19 protein-coding genes are annotated in these 20,350 nt (G+C 67.1%); 5 read left to right on the forward strand and 14 right to left on the reverse strand.

The features are described 5' to 3' along the window. The first annotated feature begins 37 nt into the window (after positions 1-37). Positions 38-514, forward strand: a complete 477-nt coding sequence (locus tag VMT65_RS14920) for an Lrp/AsnC family transcriptional regulator (RefSeq protein WP_326308793.1) — start codon at positions 38-40, stop codon at positions 512-514. Between the two features lies 1 nt (position 515). On the opposite strand, the gene VMT65_RS14925 is transcribed toward VMT65_RS14920, so the two are convergent. Continuing rightward, positions 516-1,145 (reverse strand): HD domain-containing protein, encoded by a 630-nt coding sequence (locus VMT65_RS14925; protein WP_326308794.1) that lies wholly within the window; start codon positions 1,143-1,145, stop codon positions 516-518. A 75-nt stretch (positions 1,146-1,220) separates the two neighbouring features. Then, the gene (locus tag VMT65_RS14930; RefSeq protein WP_326308795.1) at positions 1,221-1,796 is read right to left on the reverse strand and encodes a TetR/AcrR family transcriptional regulator; all 576 of its coding nucleotides are present in this window, start codon (positions 1,794-1,796) and stop codon (positions 1,221-1,223) included. 141 nt (positions 1,797-1,937) lie between these two features. On the opposite strand from VMT65_RS14930, the gene VMT65_RS14935 reads away from it, so the two are divergent. Next, a complete protein-coding gene (locus VMT65_RS14935; protein WP_326308796.1) occupies positions 1,938-2,852 on the forward strand; it encodes an SMP-30/gluconolactonase/LRE family protein in 915 nt (304 codons plus the stop codon). Positions 2,853-2,864: 12 nt separating this feature from the next. Here VMT65_RS14935 and VMT65_RS14940 read toward each other — a convergent pair whose 3' ends face one another. Both VMT65_RS14940 and cobA read right to left on the reverse strand, forming a co-directional pair. Further along, the gene (locus tag VMT65_RS14940) at positions 2,865-4,328 is read right to left on the reverse strand and encodes an MFS transporter (RefSeq protein WP_326309183.1); all 1,464 of its coding nucleotides are present in this window, start codon (positions 4,326-4,328) and stop codon (positions 2,865-2,867) included. Between the two features lie 55 nt (positions 4,329-4,383). Next, positions 4,384-5,586: a uroporphyrinogen-III C-methyltransferase gene (gene cobA / locus VMT65_RS14945; RefSeq protein WP_326309184.1), complete on the reverse strand. Its 1,203-nt coding sequence runs from the start codon at positions 5,584-5,586 to the stop codon at positions 4,384-4,386. A gap of 207 nt (positions 5,587-5,793) precedes the next feature. Here cobA and VMT65_RS14950 point away from each other — a divergent pair, with 207 nt between their 5' ends. Continuing rightward, positions 5,794-6,780, forward strand: coding sequence for a poly(ethylene terephthalate) hydrolase family protein (locus VMT65_RS14950; protein ID WP_326308797.1), 987 nt, complete (start codon positions 5,794-5,796; stop codon positions 6,778-6,780). A gap of 10 nt (positions 6,781-6,790) precedes the next feature. Here VMT65_RS14950 and VMT65_RS14955 read toward each other — a convergent pair whose 3' ends face one another. After that, a complete protein-coding gene (locus tag VMT65_RS14955; protein ID WP_326308798.1) occupies positions 6,791-8,149 on the reverse strand; it encodes a DoxX family protein in 1,359 nt (452 codons plus the stop codon). A 274-nt stretch (positions 8,150-8,423) separates the two neighbouring features. Between VMT65_RS14955 and VMT65_RS14960 the strand changes: the two genes are divergently transcribed. Together VMT65_RS14960 and VMT65_RS14965 are read left to right on the forward strand one after the other, a co-directional pair. Beyond that, positions 8,424-9,560: a phosphotransferase family protein gene (locus VMT65_RS14960; RefSeq protein WP_326308799.1), complete on the forward strand. Its 1,137-nt coding sequence runs from the start codon at positions 8,424-8,426 to the stop codon at positions 9,558-9,560. Positions 9,561-9,562: 2 nt separating this feature from the next. Next, entirely contained in the window at positions 9,563-10,675 is a 1,113-nt protein-coding gene (locus tag VMT65_RS14965) for a hypothetical protein (protein WP_326308800.1), read from the forward strand. Positions 10,676-10,685: 10 nt separating this feature from the next. Here VMT65_RS14965 and VMT65_RS14970 read toward each other — a convergent pair whose 3' ends face one another. The 9 genes from VMT65_RS14970 to mqo all read right to left on the reverse strand — a co-directional run bounded on the left by VMT65_RS14970 (position 10,686) and on the right by mqo (position 20,281). Further along, positions 10,686-11,051 carry a hypothetical protein gene (locus VMT65_RS14970; RefSeq protein WP_326308801.1) on the reverse strand — a complete coding sequence of 122 codons (366 nt, stop codon included), beginning with the start codon at positions 11,049-11,051 and terminating at the stop codon, positions 10,686-10,688. A 512-nt stretch (positions 11,052-11,563) separates the two neighbouring features. Beyond that, on the reverse strand, positions 11,564-13,093 hold the full coding sequence (locus VMT65_RS14975; protein ID WP_326308802.1) for an HNH endonuclease signature motif containing protein: 1,530 nt from the start codon (positions 13,091-13,093) through the stop codon (positions 11,564-11,566). A gap of 68 nt (positions 13,094-13,161) precedes the next feature. After that, complete coding sequence (locus VMT65_RS14980) at positions 13,162-13,536, reverse strand: cobalamin biosynthesis protein (protein ID WP_326308803.1); 375 nt, start codon at positions 13,534-13,536, stop codon at positions 13,162-13,164. After that, a complete protein-coding gene (locus VMT65_RS14985) occupies positions 13,523-14,908 on the reverse strand; it encodes a cobyrinate a,c-diamide synthase (RefSeq protein WP_326308804.1) in 1,386 nt (461 codons plus the stop codon). Before VMT65_RS14985 ends, VMT65_RS14980 begins: the two co-directional genes overlap by 14 nt. After that, positions 14,902-15,522: a cob(I)yrinic acid a,c-diamide adenosyltransferase gene (gene cobO, locus VMT65_RS14990; protein WP_040810883.1), complete on the reverse strand. Its 621-nt coding sequence runs from the start codon at positions 15,520-15,522 to the stop codon at positions 14,902-14,904. The genes VMT65_RS14985 and cobO overlap by 7 nt, the downstream gene beginning before the upstream one ends. A gap of 89 nt (positions 15,523-15,611) precedes the next feature. Continuing rightward, positions 15,612-15,905, reverse strand: a complete 294-nt coding sequence (locus VMT65_RS14995; RefSeq protein WP_326308805.1) for a hypothetical protein — start codon at positions 15,903-15,905, stop codon at positions 15,612-15,614. A 117-nt stretch (positions 15,906-16,022) separates the two neighbouring features. Next, a complete protein-coding gene (locus tag VMT65_RS15000) occupies positions 16,023-18,176 on the reverse strand; it encodes a magnesium chelatase subunit D family protein (RefSeq protein WP_326308806.1) in 2,154 nt (717 codons plus the stop codon). A 113-nt stretch (positions 18,177-18,289) separates the two neighbouring features. Next, complete coding sequence (locus tag VMT65_RS15005; protein WP_040810874.1) at positions 18,290-18,739, reverse strand: GNAT family N-acetyltransferase; 450 nt, start codon at positions 18,737-18,739, stop codon at positions 18,290-18,292. Positions 18,740-18,757: 18 nt separating this feature from the next. Then, complete coding sequence (gene mqo, locus VMT65_RS15010; RefSeq protein ID WP_326308807.1) at positions 18,758-20,281, reverse strand: malate dehydrogenase (quinone); 1,524 nt, start codon at positions 20,279-20,281, stop codon at positions 18,758-18,760. Positions 20,282-20,350: the final 69 nt, after the last annotated feature.

The following is a 20,350-nucleotide window of genomic DNA, read 5'->3' on the forward strand; positions in this document are numbered from 1 at the left end:
TCCAACGTACCGTGCGCATCGGGAAGGATGATCTCGCGTGACCGACCAGACCTCCGGCCGGGGAGCTCCGCACCTCGACGACATCTCCAAGCGGATCATCGCCCAACTCCAGGAGGACGGCCGCCGCGCCTACGCCTCCATCGGCAAGGCGGTCGGCCTCTCCGAGGCGGCCGTGCGCCAGCGCGTGCAGAAACTGGCCGACGCCGGGGTGATCCAGATCGTCGCCGTCACCGACCCCCTCCAGGTCGGGCTGTTCCGCCAGGCCATGATCGCCATCACCGTCGACGGCCCGGTCCAACCGGTCGCCGACACCCTGGCCGCCATCGAGGAAATCAACTACGTGGTGGTCTGCGCGGGCCGCTACGACATCCTCTGCGAAGCCGTCTGCCCCGACGACGAAGCCCTCCTCGACCTCGTCTCCAACCGCATCCGCGCCCTGGCGGGCGTCCGCCACGCGGAAATCATGATGTACCTGAAACTCCGCAAGCAGACCTACAAATACGGCACCCGCTGACCTAATCGCTTGTGAGCGTTGCCAATTCGGCGGCCAGATTGGCTCGGGCGGCGGATTCGTAGCGGGTGCGGGCGGTGGGGGTGCGGAAGAGGGCGGGTTGGTCGGCCAGGGCGGTGAGGACGGCGGCGCGGCCCGTGCGGAAGAGTTCGTCGGGGACGTGGGCGTATTCGGCTCGGACCGCCGCGGTGTAGGCGGCGTAGGTCTCGGGGTCGGCGGCGAGGATGGCCAGGTCGGCGTCGCAGAGGACGGCCCCGTTGCGGTCGGTGGGGTCGGGGTGGTGGCCGCCGGTGAGACGGACCAGGCGGGCCACCTCGGCGACGGTGTCCGGGTCGACTCCCAGTGCGGGGAGGGTGGTTTCGGCGAGGCGGGCGCTGGCCTCCTCGTTGTCGCCGCCGTCCATGGCGTAGACGGCGTCGTGGAAGAAGGCGGCGTAGCGGACCGCGTCCAGGTCGGCGGCGTCGGCGGCCAGATCGTCGATGACGGCCAGCATGGCGGCCAGATGCTCGACCGTGTGATAGCGGCGGTGCGGCTCGCTGTAGCGGCGGACCAGGTCCTCCCCCACCGCCCGCGCCCGCGGTCCGGCCAATTTCGTCCAGCGGTCCAGCAGATCCGCGTGCGGGCTCATCCCCATCGAGGCAGTGTGACCGAAGTTCCGCGCGGAGAAAAGGCCTCGGGCACGGTGGTTTTCACCACTGCGCGAATGGGTTCACCGCTGGCCGAGGGTGAGGTAACGCTGCACGGTCGGACCGATGTCGGCGACGATCTGCTCATGGGTCAGCGCCACCACCGGCGGCAGCTTCAGCACATAACGGCACAGGGCGAGGCCCAGAATTTGCGTGGCGATCAAGCCCGCGCGATGCGGTGCATCCGACGGATCGCCGAACCGCAGGACCGCGGGCATGAGCTGCTGGGCGAAGATCCGCTGCGTGCGCTCGACCACCATGTCGTCGCCGAGCGCCGATCGCATGAGGGTGAGCAGGATTTCACTGGTCGGCGGCTGCTCCCACAGCTCGAGAAAGCGGCCCGCGACCAGCGCCCCGAGCGAATCCGGTGCGGCCGCGGCCAGATCCGGCAGCTCCAGGTCGATATCCAGTGCGGCGTCGAACAATCCGTCCTTGTTGCCGTAGTACCGCATGACCATCGAGGGATCGATCCCGGCATCGGCGGCAATCGCGCGAATGGTTGCCTTCCGATAGCCGTCCTCGGCGAAGCGGCGCCGCGCGGCCTCCAGAATGGCGGCCTTGGTGGCGTCCGAGCGCCGGGGAGTCGTCTCCACATTCATGCCCACAAGTGTAGGCCAACATCTGTTGACACCCAAGTGTCGCCCGTCCCGGGGTTGAATGAGGCCATGTCTCTACAGCCTCGGCGCTGGCAGCCTCCCAAGGCCACGCCACGCGCGCGCGAAAACCACAGCGAACCACCGATGCCCGCGCTACAGCGGCTCGAAGTGCCCGGCGAGGGGCCGGAGGATGTGGTGGTCGCGGCCGACGGCAGAGTGGTCGCGGGGCTCGCGGACGGTGCGCTGGTGGCGGTGGACCCGGGCACCGGGACGGTGGAGAGGATCGGGCACACCGGCGGCCGGCCGTTGGGACTACACGCCAATTCCGATGGTTCGCTGTTGATTTGCGATGCCGAACGCGGACTGCTGCGGCTCGACAAGCCCGGCGGGCAGATCGAGGTGCTGGTCGACGAGATCGGGGGCGTGCCCTTGAACTTCACCAGCAATGTGTTCGCCGACGGGGACACCGTCTACTTCACCGAATCCACCCGGCACTGGAAACTCGACGAGTACATGGGCGACATGCTCGAGCACTCCGAAACTGGGCGGCTGCTGCGCCGCCATCCGGACGGCCGCGTCGAAACCCTGGTCGGCGAGCTGAAATTCGCGAACGGCATTGTGCTGGCCCCGGACCGCTCGTGCGTCCTGGTCGCCGAGACGGGTGGGTACAGCATCACCCGCTACTGGTTGTCCGGAGACAAGGTGGGCACGCACGACTACTTCGTGGAGAACCTGCCCGGCTTCCCCGACAATATGGGACTGGGCAGCGACGGACTGGTCTGGGTCGCTCTCGTCACGCCGCGAAATCCACTGCTGGACATGCTGCTTCCGCTGCCCGGCCTGCTACGGCGGCTGGTGTGGGCGATTCCCCAACGCCTGCAACCGAAACCGGCGCGCACGGTGTGGGTGCAGGCGTTCGACTTCGAGGGGAACCTGGTGCACGATCTGCAGCGGGAGGGCACCGACTACGCCATGGTCACCGGGGTCGCGGAACAGGACGGGGTGATCTACCTCGGCAGTCTCACCGAGACCGCCATCGGCGTGACGCGCGTGCCCTGATTCGCCTGCGCGTCAGTTCTTCTGCGCCTCGTCCTGCGCGTGCTGCGCCTGCGCCAACTGCGCGGGCGTGTAGCGCAGCGTCAAGGCGAGCAAACCCATGATCGCGGTGCCGATGGCGCACACCAGCAGGACGAAGGTGTACCCGTTGCCCAGCGCGTCGATCTGATGCTGCGACATCTCGCTCACCTTGCCCGTCGCGCCCTTGTCCAACGACAGGGTGCGTGACAGGGCGACCGGGCTCAGCACGCCCACCGCGAACGGCGTACCCATGTTCATGAACATCTGCCCGACCGCCGACAGCGGGCCGATATGCGCCATGTCCACGCCGACCAGCACACACAGCGGCAGAATCACGATGGCCATGCCGATGCAGAAGCCCACGATGGACATCATGACCAGCAGCGTCGGGAAGTAGTCGGCCGAACTGTCCAGCGTGGAGCCGAAATACAGCGCACCGGCCAGCACCGCCGCGGCGCCCAGCAGCAGCCAGCGCGCCCGAATGTACATGCACGCCTTGGACGCCACCGCCGTGCCGACACCCGCGCCGAGGGTGAACGGGATGCTGGCCAGACCGGCCTGCAAAGGGCTGTAGCGCAAGACGTTCTGCAGGAACTGGGCGACGAAGAAGGTGGTCGCGCCGAGCACGCCGGAGGCCAGGAAGATGGCGGCGAAGGTGATCACGCGGTCGCGGCTGTCGAACAGCGACCACGGCAGCAGCGGATTCTCCACGTCGCGCTCGGCGAAGACGAACACGATCAGCAGCACGAAGCCGCCGATGAGCGTGCCGAGGATGACCGGTGAGTTCCAACCCATTTCGGGGCCCTCGGTCGCGCCGAACACGATCGACACACACGCCAGCGTCCCCAGGATCGCGCCGCGCACGTCCATGGACATGCGGTGGTGCTCGGTGTCGCGCAGCTGGTAGATCGCGCCCCACACAATGAGCAGACCGATCGGCACATTGATCCAGAAGATCCAGCGCCAGTCCACCTGGGTCAGCGCGCCACCGATCACCAGACCACCGACCGAGCCGACACCGACCATGGAACCGAAGATGGCGATCGCTTGATTTCGGGCGGGCCCGGGCGCGTAGGTGCTGGCGACCAGCGCGAACGCGGTCGGCGCGGCAATCGCGGCACCCGTGCCCTGCAGGGCGCGGGCCGCGATCAGCCACGCCTCGTTCTGCGCGGTACCGCAGAGCGCCGAGGCGATCGTGAACAGGGTGACGCCGAGAATCAGCATCCGCTTGCGGCCGAACGAGTCACCGAGCCGTCCGCCCAACAGCATCAATCCCGCGAAGGGCAGTCCGTAGGCGGTCACCGTCCAGGCACTGCCCGCACTGGACAGCCCGAGCTGCTCTTGTAGTCGCGGTAGCGCCAGGATCATGACGGTGCCGTCCAGCACCACCATCAGCTGCAGCCCGCTCAACACGAGAATGGCGAGCCCGAACGCCCGCTTGGTCACCGGATACTGCATCGTCGCAGCGGGGTTATCGAGCACGTGGCCACTGTAATAGATGCGTGGATGAGCATCAGCCTTCGTCAGGCGCGCCCGCGGTGAAACCGGCGGTCGGGCCAATCACGATGATGGCGGGCGGGCGGATGCCTTCGGCGCGGACGCGTTCGGCGATGGTGGCCAGGTCGGCGCGCAGGACGCGCTGGGTGCGCAGGCTGCCCTCCTGGATGACGGTGGCGGGGGTATCGGCGGGGCGGCCGCCCGCCATGAGCGCGTCGGCGAATTTCTCGATGCGCTCGACGGCCATGAGCAGGACGATCGTGCCGCGCAGCCGGGCCAGGGCGGGCCAATCGACCAGGGAATCGGGGTGGTCGGGGGCGACGTGGCCGCTGACGACCACGAATTCGTGGGTGACGCCGCGATGGGTGACCGGGATACCGGCCAGGGCGGGCACCGAGATCGCGCTGGTGACGCCGGGGACCACCGTCACCGGGATGCCCGCGTCGACGCAGGCCTCGAGTTCCTCGTAGCCGCGGCCGAAGACATAGTTGTCGCCGCCCTTGAGCCGGACCACGAACTTGCCCGCCTTCGCGCCCTCGATGAGCGCGGCATTGATGTGCTCCTGCGCCATCGCCCGGCCGTAGGGGATCTTGGCCGCGTCGATGACCTCGACGTCCGGTCCGAGCTCGGCCAGCAACTCCGGCGGCGCGAGCCGGTCGGCGACAACGAGATTCGCGCGGGCCAGCAGGCGGCGGCCGCGCACGGTGATCAGATCCGGATCGCCGGGACCACCGCCGACCAGCGCGACACCGGGGGCGACGGGGGCCGAATCATCGGTCACCACACCGGATTGCAGGGCCTCGAGCAGGGCATTGCGGACCGCCGCCGAACGGCGATGCTGGCCGCCCGCGAGCACACCGAGGGTCATGCCGTCATAGCGGGCGGTCGCCGGGGTGACCGCGGTGCCGAGGCGGGCGGTGTCGGCGCGCACGCAGAACACCCGGCGGCGAGTGGCCTCGGCGACCACGGCCGCATTGGTCTCGGGCTCGTCGGTGCAGGCCATGGCGTACCACGCGCCGTCCAGATCACCGTCGGCGTACGCGCGCAATTCGATGCTGATCTGACCGGAGGTGCCCATGCCCTCGACCGCGGGCGTCACCTCGCGACTGATCACGTGGACATCGGCACCGGAGGCGATGAGCAGTCCGAGCCGCCGCTGCGCCACCGTGCCGCCGCCGACCACGACCACGCGGCGACCGTTCAGATCGAGGCCGACCAGGTAGTTCGGGTCACCGGTCGGGGCTTGCGAATCCGGAACCGGCTGGTCATCGGGGGTGGGTGAGGCGTTCTGCACAAGGATTCAGCGTACGGCGTGCCACCCGACAGGAAACACTCGCCCGGCTGCCGTCCGGCAATCGATACGAAGCTCACCGTGACGGGGCCATCTTGCGTCGGAACCGGTCGGGCGATTCTATGCTTGATGGCTATGACCCGCTGCGCCGTGTTGATTCGCAGTTGTGTGTTGGCAGCATTGTTGGCTTTGGGGGTGCGGTATCCGATCGGACACGCGGATTCGACGGCAGCGGCCGAATCGGCGGCGGGAGCGGTGGAATCGACGTATTCGCAACCGGGGCCGTGGGCGGTGACGGCGGAGCATGCGTTCACCTGTTGCGACTCCACGGGCGCGGCCTACGACATCTGGTATCCGACGAGCCTGGGAGCCAATGGGTTTCGGCATCCCATCATCACCTGGGGTGACGGGACCAATGCGCATCCGAGCCAATACGACTATCTGCTGCGGCATTTCGCGTCCTGGGGCTTCGTGGTGATCGCCACCGAGAACGCGGCCACCGGATCCGGGGTCGATATCGCCGGGGCGGTGGACAGGCTCTTGGCGCTGGCCGCCGACCCGGGCAGCGTGTTCCACGGTCGGCTGGACCCGGATGCGATTGGCGCGGTGGGGCATTCACAGGGCGCTACCGGGGTGTTGAACGCCATGATGAACTCCGGCGGGCGGATCGAGACCGCGGTGCCGATCGAGCTTCCGGCACAGATGTGGTGCTTCGCGGGCGGGTGCCCGGACACCCACCGCATGACCGAGGGATCGGTGTTCTTCGTGAACGGGTCGGCGGACACCATCATCTCGCCGTCGGACCAGGCATTGCCGCCGCAGATCGCCGGATTGCAGTCCGTGCGTGCCTATTACGACGCGGTGCCGGGCACGGTGCCGAAGGCATGGGGGACACTGGTGGGCCCGAATCACAATGACGTGCAGGGCCAACCGGATTGCGCGGAGGCGGCCTGGCCCTGCACATCGGGTGTGTTCGGGTATCTGGGCTACCCGACCGCCTGGTTGGCCGCGCGGCTACTCGGGGACGCCTCCGCGCAGCGGGCCTTCGTCACCGGAACCGGCGAGTTTCTCACTCCGAATCCGCGGTGGGCCAGTCAGATCAGCGACATCACCGGTTCATGACCCGATATCACTAACCCATGACCTTCCCGAAGTTCGCGTAATCCTGGACGAGATGCAGGCCGCGGGCTTGCCGGAGCGGAAGTTGCGCGAGATCGACCTGGTCTAGCGCGATGGCGACCGCGTGACCGTCCAGCTGACCAGTGAGCACCAGGCGATTCGGTGCGGGACGCTCGTAGGACAGGTCCGCCAGCTCCGCACCCTGCTCCGAGCGCAGCGCCAGCCGGTGTGCGCCGGTGTCGATCTGGGCGGCGACGGGGGCCAGCTCGTCGTCCATGCGCTGGACCACCGCCAGCTGCGGCTGATCGAAAACCATTCGCCGCCAGCGGGTCTCGTCTGTGAGAAGTGGTGGCACCGACTGGCCGTCGCGGGTGAAGTCGGTGACCGTCCAGATTCCGTAGAGCTCGGACTTCTGCCTGCCGGGACCGATCTCGCGCCAGTTGTCCAACTCCAGCCAGACGTATCCCACCGTCAGCCACACCGCGAGCAGCACCTGCACTGACGCCGCCCAGCGCACCGCCCGGCGGGTACGGAACGGTTGCGGCGTGGCTGCCCGTCCGGCGGCGCGGCCGGTCAGTACCGCGGTGAGCCGAGGCAGTTCGGGTGCCAGCAGGACCAGGCAGAACAGCATCATGTGAAACGACAGCAGCTTCACCGGGACGTCGAAGGTCATATTCAGCACCCACACCTGCGCCATGCCCACGAGGCTGAGCAAGATGCCCGCAAGCTGCGTGCGGGGCAACAGCAGGAGCAGGCCGCCCAGTAATTCGGCGGTGCCGAGCAGGGTCTCGTAGACCGGGGACACACCGACCTGGTTCCACAGCACGCTCATGGGCGCGAAGTCACCGTAGGGGGTGAGCAGGGTGGCGAGCGCGGGCTCGGGCATCTGCAGCGGAAACACCTTGGCGAAGCCGTACCCCAGCATCTGACCGGCCAGACAGACGCGCAGGAAGAGCAAGAACCAGGCGGATAGGCGACGGTAGTCGCTCCGGTTTCGGTCCAGGACGGTCCAAAGCACGGTGCCGACCGCGGCGATGACCAGTAAGCAGAACAGCAACACCCAGAGGGCCGTCTGATCGCCACTGCCCGAATCGTGCAGTGTGGCATCGGTATGGAAGAGGCTGCTGCCCACCCACTTCACGACAGGCAGCGACGGCGCCATCCAGTAGCGGGCCCAGTCGGCGGGGAGCAGGCGTTGGAACGGTCCGATGAAGTCGATCAGCAACTGCGGGTAGAAGACACAGAACTGGACCAAGTACAGGAATCCGAAACGGAAAACAATGCGGCTCATCGGATTCCAGGACCGGGTCGATTCGGCGTTCGTCGCGTCCCGGTCGGTCGCGGATTCTGCAGCGGTATCGATTGTCTGCACATATCGACGGTAGGTACGGCAACACACCGCACGCCTCCGGAATCACCCTGAGTCGACCCGGAATATGCCTGATAGGAACTACTTCCCGAGGCGTACGTACCAGCACGACCGCGCGGTGGCGACCAACCCGCATCCCGGTCACCGGTACTGGTGAAACAGGTCTGTCCGATCCCCTTACGGACACATTTAGAACGGGTTACATTTCCCTCAACGTGCCACGCGGGGGCTTACCACACGTCGACACGCGCCGCTACACCCGTGCAGGGAGGACCTCATGACTTCGGCCAACGCCGATCCCAACCAGCGGATGGAACTCACCGTCTCCGACCAGAATCTCGATGAACTCGCGGACGAACTCGCGCAGTGGCTCGGGACCAAGGTCGAGTCCGATGAGCCGCCGCGGGTCACCTCGATCACCCGTCCCCAGGCGGGCGGCATGTCGAGCACGACGCTGCTCTTCGATGCCGAGTGGACCGACAAGGGTGAGGCTGCGGGCGGCTCCTTCGTGGCTCGGCTCGCGCCCGACGCGAACTCGTTCCCGGTATTCGAGAACTATGATCTGGCTACGCAATTCGCGGTGATCAAGGGCGTCGCCGAGGCCACCGATCTGCCGGTGCCGCCGCTGTGCTGGCTCGAGACCGGCACCGACAATGTGTTGGGTGCGCCGTTCTTCGTCATGCGACGGGTGAACGGCCGTGTGCCCGAGGACAATCCGCCCTACGTGTTCATCGGCTGGCTGCACGAGGCGACGCCGGAGCAGCGGTATCAGGTCACCCGGCACACCGTCGAGATCATCGCCAAGGTGCACTCGATTCCCGATCCGGCGCAACGGTTCCCAATGTTCGACGGGGAGGGCTCGGCGCTGCGGCGGCATTTCGAGGCGCAGAAAGCGTGGTACGACTGGGCGCTGGCCCGGGACGGCTACCGGATTCCCTTGCTGGAGCGCACCTTCGACTGGCTGGAGCAGAACTTCCCCACCGATACCGGGCCGGATGTGCTCAGCTGGGGCGACGCCCGGCCGGGCAATGTGATGTTCGACGGGTTCGAGCCGGTCGCGGTGTTGGACTGGGAGATGGCCGCCATCGGACCGCGCGAACTCGATATCGCGTGGACCATTTTCATCCACCGCTTCTTCCAGGACATCGCCACCCGCTTCGATCAGCCGGGTCTGGCGGACTACATGCGGCGCGCCGATGTGGAGAAGCTCTACGAGGATGCCACCGGGCACGCGCCGCGCGATATGGACTGGTACCTCATGTATTCCGCGCTGCGGCACGGCATCGTGATGGCCCGGATTCGGCGGCGGATGATCCACTTCGGCGAGGCGGCCGACAACGACGACCGCGACGACTACGTGATGCACCGGCCACTACTGGAAGCAATGCTCGACGGCACCTACTCGTGGGATTGAGAATGACGCAGAATCAGATCAACTCGCTCGACGAATATCCGATCCACCAGACCCCGCTGTCCATGTCGCGGGTCGGGACCAGCGATCGGAACTTCTACGACCGCAACTACTTCAACGCTCTCGACAAGGGCAGCGACACCTTTCTGGTAACCGGCTTCGGCGTGTACCCGAACCTCGGGGTGACCGACGCCTTCGCGACCGTGCGCCGTGGGGACACGCAGCGGGCGGTGCGGTTCTCCGACGCGCTCGGTGAGCGGAGTCTGGAACCGAAGGTCGGCGGATATCGCATCGAGATCGTGGAACCGCTGCAGAAGATTCGGGTGCTGTGCGAGCACGAGGATCTCTCGTTCGACCTCACGTGGGAGGGGTCGTTCCCGGCGGTGGCCGAGCAGCCGCACACCATTCTGACCGGGGTGCATCGGCCCATCATCGACGCGCAGCGCTTCGCTCAGGTCGGAACCTGGTCGGGGACATTGAGTGTGGATGGCACCGATATCGCCGTGGATCCGTCGGCGTGGTGTGGCACCCGGGACCGGTCGTGGGGTATTCGTCCGGTCGGCGAATCCGATCATCCGGGTCGGCTGGCCTCCGAACCGTCCGAGGGCTTCTGGTGGCTGTACGTGCCGCTGCTGTTCGACGAGTTCTCGATCATCGTCATCGTGCAGGAGGAGCCCAACGGCTTCCGCACCCTGAACGACGCCACCCGCATCTGGAAGGACGGGCGAATCGAGCAACTCGGTTGGCCGCGTGTGCATTTGACCTACAAGCCCGGCACCCGGATCCCGACCAAGGTGCGCCTGGACCTCACCACCGGCGAAGGCAAGCCCCTCGAGCTGGAAGTCGAGGCGGGAACCTTCATGGCCCTCAATGTCGGCTGCGGATACGGCGGCGACCCCGACTGGCAGCACGGTCAGTGGAAGGGCCGCGAATGGGTCGAGAGCAAGCTCTACGACCTCACCGACCCCGCCATCGCGGGCCGAATCCCGTTCGGCGTCATCGACCACGTGGGTAAGGCCCGCTGCGGCGACGCCGAAGGCTGGGGACTCTTCGAACACGGCACCATGGGCCGCCACGATCCCACCGGCATGGTCGACTGGGGCTCGGTCGCGCCCTGACCTCGCCTGATCACGAGTTGGGCCACCAGTAATCCGCCACCAGATAGAGGCTGAGAAGCACGCCGGGGACGAACACCAACCCGCCGACCACGATCCCCCAAGCCGCCCTCCGGCCTCTATCCAGTGCCATCCGGCCCAACTTCCAGGCGATCCCGCCGGCCCCCGCCCACACGTAAAGCGGGAGCATTCCAAGGCTTCCGAGGATGATCGGCGAACAGGGGTGCCGCCACCCGCAGAAGGCCGGGACCCCATCCATATCGCTGATGATGAGGAACGAAAGAAACCCCGTCACGCAGAACCCGACGAACCCCCAGAACACCCACCAGGTCAGATAGGTGCGCCACCGGTCGTCCTGCGCGAAGGTCGGATCTGCCACAAGACAAAACCCTAAAGATCAAAACCCAAAGAGCCAAAGACAAAAAGAGAGAAAAGACAAAAGACGCCAGGAGGAGGGAGAGAGGGTGGCCGAGCTTGCGAGGCCCTCTCACCCACCAGCCCCCTCCCGCAAAAACCGCACCTACCAGCCGCCTCACCTACCGAACCTCACTCACCTCCCAGCCCACTCGCCGAAAGACAAAAACCAAAAGACGCCTGGAGGAGGGAGAGAGGGTGGCCGAGCTTGCGAGGCCCTCTCACCTACCAGCCCCCTCACGGCTCGGCCGTTCTTCGTCTCTGTGGAATTGTCAAAGAGCTTGAAGCCGTGGGGCTGTCGAACGGTTCGAGATGGTGTTTCTTGGGTTGTCTCGAGTAGGTGATGCGTGCAGTCCGTGGGCTGGGAGGTGAGGTGGCGGCTCCCAACCCGGCGTCAGCCCAAGTCCGGTAGGGCAGGCGAGGCGACCACACTTCCCGTTGTTTTGCGTACGCCAGCCGGGCACGAGCAGCCGGGTTTCACGCTGCCCGTGAACCCCACTTCCGGCAACTGGAATCGACTGCCGTGGCGACCCGCTCCCCGAGGTGATGTTTGTCGTTGACGTGCGGGGTGTGGGAGGGGTCCAACGCCGCTGGAGCAATCCAGCCCACCCGACCCGGGTGGGCGGTGTCCTTTCCCAACATCACTGTCTTCCAGCCGTTCTCGCTGTCGTTGACCATGGCGTGGTGGTGATCGCAGACCAGGGCGAGGTTGTTGAGGTCGGTGGGTCCGCCCTTGGCCCAATCGATCACATGATGCGCGGCGCACATGCTCGCGGGTACATCGCAGCCGGGGTGGGTGCAGCCGCGATCGCGGGCGATCAACGCCAACCGCTGCCCCGAGCTGGCGAGGCGTTCGCCGTGGGCGAGGTAGAGCGGGATCTCGTCCTTGTCGAGGATCGCGAGGACCGGGCGAGGGTTCTTGGCCAACTTGAGCGCTTCGTTGATGGACAGGTGCCCACCCGAAGCGGTGGTGGCCACGCCCGCACCCTTTTCGAGGTCGGCCAGGCTCATCGTGACAACGACTTCGACGGGCAGGCCACGGTGCTTACCCAACTTCACCGGCTTACCGGCCTTGGCCGCAGCGACACCAGCGGTACCCGCAGTAACGCCCGCGTCGGTAACGGCACCATCGGTACCGGCGTGCAGAGCAGACACGAGCGCGAACAACGCGTCGTGGGTGCGCTGCCCTGCGTCGCGACGATCCCGGCGCGCGGCCGCTTCCAACACCTTCGACTCGACGTGCGCGGTGGCGGCGAGGATCTCGGCATCAGCATCATCGAGGTTGCACATACCGGGCCGCGCCAGCTTGGCGAAGATCGCATCCAACAACGCCCGCAGTTCGGGGGTGAGCCAGCCTTCGATCTTCGACATCCCATCCACCCCGGGACGGCTGATCGTGATGCCGCGACGGCGACGACGATCGGCATCAGAGATCACCGTGCCCTCCGGATCCAGGCGCGCGAGGATCTCGCGCCCGATCTTCGGCAGGTCGTCGGGGTGACCGGTCACGCAGTGCTCCACCAGCAGTGCCTCGGTCTCGACCCGCGCCGGAGCGGGCACCTCGGCGGGCAGATGCGTCATGATGTCGACGATGCCGCGCACGTGATCACGCGAAATCACCCCCGCTTCAAACGCGTTCGCGGTCGCCTCCAAAGCAACCGGGCGCGGCGTGCCGTCGACTCCGAGGAATTCCCCACAGGCTGCGGCGATCTTCACCCGCATCGCCGCGTCATAGCGCGACAGGCCCAGGGTTTGACGCAGGAACGGCACCACATCCTTCACCCCGGCCTTGCGCGGCAGGTCCCGCTCCGCGATCTCGATGACGAGCGCCGAATCCAGGGCGGCCAGTTGGCGCTTGCAGATCTCCAGATCGCGCAGGAATTCCACGGCATCGATATCTGTCCGAGCCTTGAGTTTGCCATGCAGGACGGTATCGGCGACGTTGGTGATCGCGGTCATCAGCGCGCCGATGCCGGTGCTGTCGAGTGTTTCCCCCTTCGAATTCATACCTCAATTCTACCGCCGAATTGATCATAATAGAAGGCGAATTCCGTTGTGATATAAGGGATTTCAGACTATTCGGCGTTTCGAAATGGCGCTGCGGCGATAACCACACCGGAGACTATCGTCTTCGGTGTAATCAATTCCTTTTCGCCACTAACCGAAAGCGCTGCGGCCTCAGCGACACTCGATGTGCCCAAGGCCGCTGTTACTCGCGCCGAGGGGTTTTGGACCTGCACCACTTGCAGGTCCACGACGGGGACCGATACCACTTCGGCTCCCAAATGCTCTGCCGCCGTGCGGAAACCCGGCTCGTCCGCGCGGCGGTCGATCGTGGCCAGCTGGCGGATTATCGCGTCGCCCAGGACTTCCCGCACTGCCGCGACGATCTCGTCAGCCGGGGTTCCAGGCCGTAGTCCGACACCCACGACCAGCTCAAGCCGGGGCATGGGTTCGGGCAAAGTCGGCTGCGGCGGCTACGAATCGGCCTATGGCGGTGGGGTTTCCGGCGGGGTGGGTGTGGAGATAGGAGGCGTGGACTCGGTACGGGGTTGCGCCTTCTCGGATGGTTTCGCCGGATGGGGAGCGCCAGGCCCAGGCGGGGGCGGCCGAGCTGGGGGCGGTGAGGCGGGTGCGGTGGAATTCGTGGCCGCGGACTCGTTCACCGGCACTCCAGAGGGGAGAATCCGTGAGGGCCACCGCGTCTCGGTAGCCGAGGGTGAGGCGGGGGCTGAATTCGGCTTCGGCGTCGATGACTCCGGCCATGCGGTGGCCGTCGAGAGTGCGGGTCAGGTAGAGCAGGCCCGCGCATTCGGCGTGGATCGGGAGGCCGCGCGCGGCGAGGTCGGCGATCGAGGTGAGCAGGGCGGTGTTCGCGGCGAGTTCGGCGGCATGTTCTTCCGGGAATCCACCCGGAATGACCAACCCGGCTGTACCGGAGGGCAATTCATCACGCAGCGGGTCGAAAACTCGGACCTCGGCACCCGCCGCCGCCAGCAGTTCACGGTGTTCCGCGTAGCCGAATGTGAATGCCGGTCCACCGGCGATCGCCACCACCGGGCCGGACTCCTCGGAAGTTACCTCGGCCGAAGGATCCCACACAGATCCACCAGCGTTCGAAGCCGCCGATGCCGCCACGGCATTCAAATCGATATGTGCCGCAACGAGGTCCGTCATGGCGTCCACCGCAGCCTGCGCGGCCGAACCGTGCTCGACCGCCGGAATCAACCCCAGATGCCGTGAGGGAACAGCCAATTCGGCCATACGCGGCAATGCGCCCAGCACCGGCAGACCCACACGCGCACAGGCCGCCCGCAGCACCTGCTCGTGCCGCTCGCTGCCGACGCGGTTGAGAATCACTCCGCCGAGCCGGATTCCGCTGTCGTACGTGGCGAATCCGTGCAGCAGGGCCGCCAAACTCTGGCTGTGGCCACGTGCGTCGACGACCAGGATCACCGGTGCGCCCAGCATGGCGGCGATCTGAGCGGTCGAGCCTTCCGCGATGGGCTCGGTGTTGTGTTCGTCGATGCGGCCGTCGAACAGGCCCATCACGCCCTCGACCACGGCGAGGTCGCAGTCGCGGCTGCCGTGGAGATACAGCGGCACCACCCTGTCGGCCCCGACCAGGACCGGGTCCAGGTTGCGGCCCGGGCGGCCGGCGGCCAGACCGTGGTAGCCGGGATCGATGTAGTCCGGGCCCACCTTGAACGGCGCGACGCGGTGCCCGGCGCGGCGCAGTGCGCCGATCAATCCGGTGGCGACCGTGGTCTTTCCGCTCCCCGAGGCGGGTGCGGCGATGACCACCGCGGGTGTGCTCACCATTCGATGCCGCGCTGGCCCTTGCGGCCCGCGTCCATCGGATGCTTCACCTTGGTCATCTCGGTGACCAGGTCCGCGGCGTCGATCAACGCCTGCGGGGCATCCCGGCCGGTGATCACCACGTGCTGGTTGCCGGGTCGATCGCGCAGCGTCTCGACGACCTCGTCCACATCGACCCATCCCCACTTGAGCGGATAGGTGAACTCGTCGAGCACATAGAAGCGATGCTCCTCGGCCCCCAACCGCCGCTGGATTTCCTTCCACCCGGCCAGGGCGGCGGCCGCGTGGTCCTCATCGCTGCCCTGCTTGCGAGTCCACGACCAGCCCTCGCCCATCTTGTGCCACTCCACCGCACCGCCGACGCCGGTCTCGTCGTGCAGCTGCCCGAGGGTCCGGAAAGCGGCCTCCTCCCCCACCTTCCACTTGGCGCTCTTCACGAACTGGAACACCGCGACATCGAAGCCCTGGTTCCACGCCCGCAACGCCATCCCGAACGCCGCGGTCGACTTCCCCTTCCCCGGCCCGGTGTGCACCGCTAACACGGGCAGGTTCCGACGCTGCCGCGTCGTCAGCCCGTCATCCGGAATGCTCTCCGGCAGCGGCACACCCTTCGGCATCGACCCCAGCTCCTTCCACGACAACCAAGTCCGGGAATCACGGTGCCATACGCCTACGACACGACGACCCCCGGCCCGGACCGCGGTCACTAGAGGTTGTCGAAGAAGCCTTTGATCGCGCCCCAGATACCACCGACGACGATGCCCGGGACGGGTGTCGGGCCGAGCAGTGCCGCTCCCGTCTGGATGATCGCCTCGCCGTAATCGCGCCGACCGGTAGCACGACCACCCGTGGCGTAATGAGCCGACTGCCCGGCCCTGGTCGCAACAGATTCGTCGGAAACGCCCCGCCCGCGCCTCGCTGCCTTGGCCGCCTTCGCCGCAGCGACGACATCGGAAATGTCACGCTGAGATTCGGCCCAGCCGTGCGTGTAATAGCCCATGTTCTCGCCCCCGGTGACTCTGGTCGATCCGGTGCTGGAGTCTCCGGCCCGACTCACCCAATCGTAAGCCGCCGCCACACATTTCAGCGAGGGCCAGGTCCACGCGAGGACAACGGGTTACGCGGCGCGGGTGGCGCGGACGATGCCCGCGACGGAATCGCCGGTGAGGTCGGTCAATTGGAGGTAGCCGGCGCGTAGTTCGGTGGCGATGTCGCGGGCGAGGGCGAGGCGGATCATGCCGCGTTCGCAGTCGACGACCATGGCGGTGACGGCGTCGTGGGCGAGCATGCGGGCGGCGGCGCGGGCGCGCGGGACCGGGTCGGTGCCGCCGGTGGCGCGGCCGTCGGTGAGCAGGACCAGCAGCGGGCGGCGGTGGGGGTCGCGCAGGCGTTCGCGGCGGATCAGGTCGCGGGCCTTCAGGAGGCCTTGGGCCAGTGGGGTTTTGCCGCCGGTGCGCAGGTCGGCGAGGCGGCGGACGGCGATGTCGACCGAGGAGGTCGGGGGGAGGACCAGCTCCGCCTGCTGGCCGCGCATGGTGATGACGGCGACCTTGTCGCGGCGCTGGTAGGCGTCGCGGAGCAGGGCCACCACCGCGTTGGTGACGGCCGAGAGGCGGTCGCGGGCGGCCATGGAGCCGGAGGTGTCGACCACGAAGACGACCAGATTGCCTTCCCGGCCTTCGCGATACGCCCCGCGCAGATCCCCGGGAGCGAACGCGAGCGGGCCGGTCAGGCGGCCGCGCTCGAACTGGTGCGGGGCCGCGGCGAAGATCGTGCCGAGCAGGTGCAGGCCGGTGGAGGTGTCGTCGGTGGCCTGGACGACCCGGCCCTGGCGAGTGCGGGCGCGCGAACGGCGGCCGGGCGCGCCTTCACCGACACCGGGAACCTCCCAGCGCGGGGGCTTGGGCAGGGTGGCGGTGGGAGCCGCGACGCGGCCCTCGCGAGCGGGACGGTCACCGGAACTCTTCCGGTCATCACGGCCGTCGCCACTCGGGCCAGCGGGCGGATTCTGGCCTCCCCCAGGGGAATCCGGCCCGCCGTCCGGAGAGTCCGGGCCCTCGTCCGAGTCCGAATCACTCAGCGGGGAATTCGAATCATTCCTCGGGGAGTCCGATCCACCGGCCGGATCCGAGTCCTCGGCCGCACCCCGATCACGTGAATCCGGCTGGGCGGCAGCGGAATCCTTCGGGTTCGGCCCATCGGTCGGATCCTGCGGTCCCGCATCGTCATTCGGCGGGACCGCTTCACCTTTTCCCAGGCGGTCATCCCCTTCGGCGCGCGCGGCTTCCTCCGCCGCCCGATCCATGGCCTCGTCGAGTTGCTCCTCGCTGATCCCGGGTTCGTCGAACGGATCGCGGCGACGGCGATGCGGCAGAGCCAATTCCGCGGCGACACGCACATCGGCCTCGGTGACCGCAGTGGCCCCGCGCCAGGCGGCGTGGGCGGTGGCGGTGCGGGCGACCACCAGGTCCGCGCGCATGCCGTCGACATCGAACGCCGCGCACAGGGCGGCGATGCGGCGCAGCTCGACATTGTCCAGCGCCACCTCGCCCAGCCGGTCGCGGGCGGTCAGAATGCGTTCGGCCACTTCACGATCCGCGGCACGATAACGCTCGGCGAAGGCGTTCGGGTCGGCCTCGTAGTCGAGGCGGCGGCGGACCACGGCCATGCGGACGTCCACGTCCCGGGAGGCGACCACGTCGACGGTCAGGCCGAAGCGGTCCAGCAGCTGCGGGCGCAGCTCACCCTCTTCGGGATTCATGGTGCCCACCAAGACGAATCGCGCGGGATGGGTGTGGGAGACGCCGTCGCGCTCGATGTGCACCCGCCCCATGGCGGCCGCGTCCAGCAGCACGTCCACCAGATGATCGTGCAGCAGGTTCACCTCGTCGACGTAGAGCACGCCGTGATGCGCGGCGGCCAACAGCCCCGGCTTGAACGCCTGCTCCCCGTCCCGCAGCACCCGCTCCAAATCCAGCGAGCCGACCACCCGATCCTCGGTCGCCCCCACCGGCAACTCCACCAGCCGCGCGGGCCGCGCCCCCGACTCGTCCACCACCGGCGGCAGCAATTGCGCCAGCGCCCGCACCACGGTCGATTTCGCGGTCCCCTTCTCCCCCCGCACCAGCACCCCACCGATCCCCGGATGCACCGCGCACAGAATCAACGCCAGCTGCAGCCGCTCCTGCCCCACCACAGCGGAGAACGGAAACCCGGCCTCATCACCGGCCGCACGAACACTTTCGGAGTAAGCCACAGGAGAAACGGACACGCCCCAACTCTATGCGCGCCCCCACACCCCAACCCCACCACCCTCGGGTGAATGGCCGAGCGCCCGCCGTGGGTCGCACGGCGGGCGCTCGAGGTTGTCCTATGAAGGTTGGGTCAGCCGCGGCGCATCGGGATGTGGGGGATGCCGTCCTCGATGTATTCCTCGCCGTCGACCTTGAAGCCGTGCTTGGTGTACATGTCGACGAGGTAGGTCTGCGCGTTCAGGCGGACCGTGGCCGAACCGGCCTCGGCGAGCGCCGCCTGCAGCAGGCGGGTGGTGTAGCCGTGTCCGCGCGCCTCGGGGGTGGTGCAGAGGCGGCCGATGCGGAAGGACTTCACGCCGTCCTCGTGCTCCTCCATGAGACGCAGGGTGCAAATGACCTCGCCCTCATCGTCGAGCCAGAAGTGACGGGTTTCCGGCAGCAGGTCGAACCCGTCCAGTTCCGGGTAGGCGCACTTCTGCTCGACGACGAACACCTCGACGCGAAGTTTCAACAGCTTGTACAGCGTCGCGGTGTCCAGGTCTTGGGACCACGACCGTTTGAGAGCAACCGTTGACATCATCGCGTCTTGCTATCACATCTAGGCGTGAGAAGCGATACCGGCGTGCTTTGGCGTGTTGGCGGAATCGAGCTGCAGGGCCTTGCTCGACCAGTCCCAGACCTCGCGGAACAGGGCCTGATTCTCCGACAGCTTGACGCCCAGCGACGGCACCATTTCCTTGAGTTTCGGCTCCCACGTGGAGAATTCGCGCGGGAAGCAACGCTTCATGACGTCCAGCATGGCGCTCACGCAGGTGGACGCGCCCGGCGAGGCGCCCAGCAGACCGGCTATGGTGCCGTCCTCGGCCGCGACGACCGCGGTGCCCAGCTCCAGCACGCCGCCGATGCCCTTGCGGCGAATCATCTGCACGCGCTGACCGGCGATGATCAGCTCCCAATCGCCCAACTCGGCGCGCGGGATGAACTCCTCCATGGAGTCGATGCGGCCGTTCTGTGACTTCAGCAACTCCGAGACCAGGTAGTTGACCAGACCCATCTCGGTGACGCCGACGCCCAGCATGGAGAACAGGTTGTTCGGCTTCACCGACTTGATGAGGTCGGTCAGCTTGCCGTCCTTGAGGAACTTCGGCGTCCACCCGGCGTAGGGACCGAACAGCAGACCCTTCTCGCCATTGATGACGCGAGTGTCCAAGTGCGGCACCGACATCGGCGGCGCGCCGACCGACGCCTGGCCGTACACCTTCGCCTCGTGCGCGGCGACGAGATCCGGGTTGGTGGCACGCAGGAACAGACCCGACACCGGGAAGCCGCCGAATCCGGCGATCTCCTTGATGCCCGACTTCTGCAGCAGCGGCAGCGCGCCGCCGCCCGCGCCCACGAACACGAACTTGGCGTTGATCACCCGCACCTTGCGGCTGCGCAGATTGCGCACCTTGACCAGCCACGAGCCGTCGGACTGCTTGGTCAGGTTGAGCACCTCGTGACCGAAGGCGATGTCCGCGCCCGACGCGCCCAGGTAGGCCAGCAGTTCCTTGGTGAGCTCACCGAAGTCGATGTCGGTGCCGTACTGGGTCCAGTTCAGGGCGACCGGGTCGGAGAAGTCGCGGCCCTTGGCCATCAGCGGTAGTCGCCGACTGAATTCGGCTGCGTCGTCGATGAATTCCATGCCCTCGAACAGCGGATGCCGCGACAGCGCCTCGTAGCGCTTGCGCAGGTATTCGACGCCGTCGGTGCCGTGGGTGAAGCTCACGTGCGGGATGGGGTTGATGAAGTTCGACGGGTTGGCCAGGACGCCGTTCTCCACCGCGTAGGACCAGAACTGCCGCGAGACCTGGAAGCGCTCGTTGATGTCGATGGCCTTGGTGATCTCCACCGAGCCGTCGGCGTTGCGCGGCGTGTAGTTCAGCTCGCAGAGCGCGGAGTGACCGGTGCCCGCGTTGTTCCAGGGATCGCTGCTCTCTCCGGCCGCCTCGTCCAGGCGCTCGAACATATTGATCGACCAGTCCGGCTGCACCTGTCGGAGCAAGGCACCGAGGGTGGCACTCATGATGCCTGCGCCGATCAGTACTACATCGGTCTTTTCAATCGTGGCAGCGTTCGACACGGCGTTCGTCGACTTCCTTGTCCTTGAATGGGTCACCAGGTGGGAGTTAGGTTACCCGTCGTTCACTTG

Source organism: Nocardia sp. CDC153, from assembly GCF_035818515.1.
Lineage (GTDB): Bacteria > Actinomycetota > Actinomycetes > Mycobacteriales > Mycobacteriaceae > Nocardia.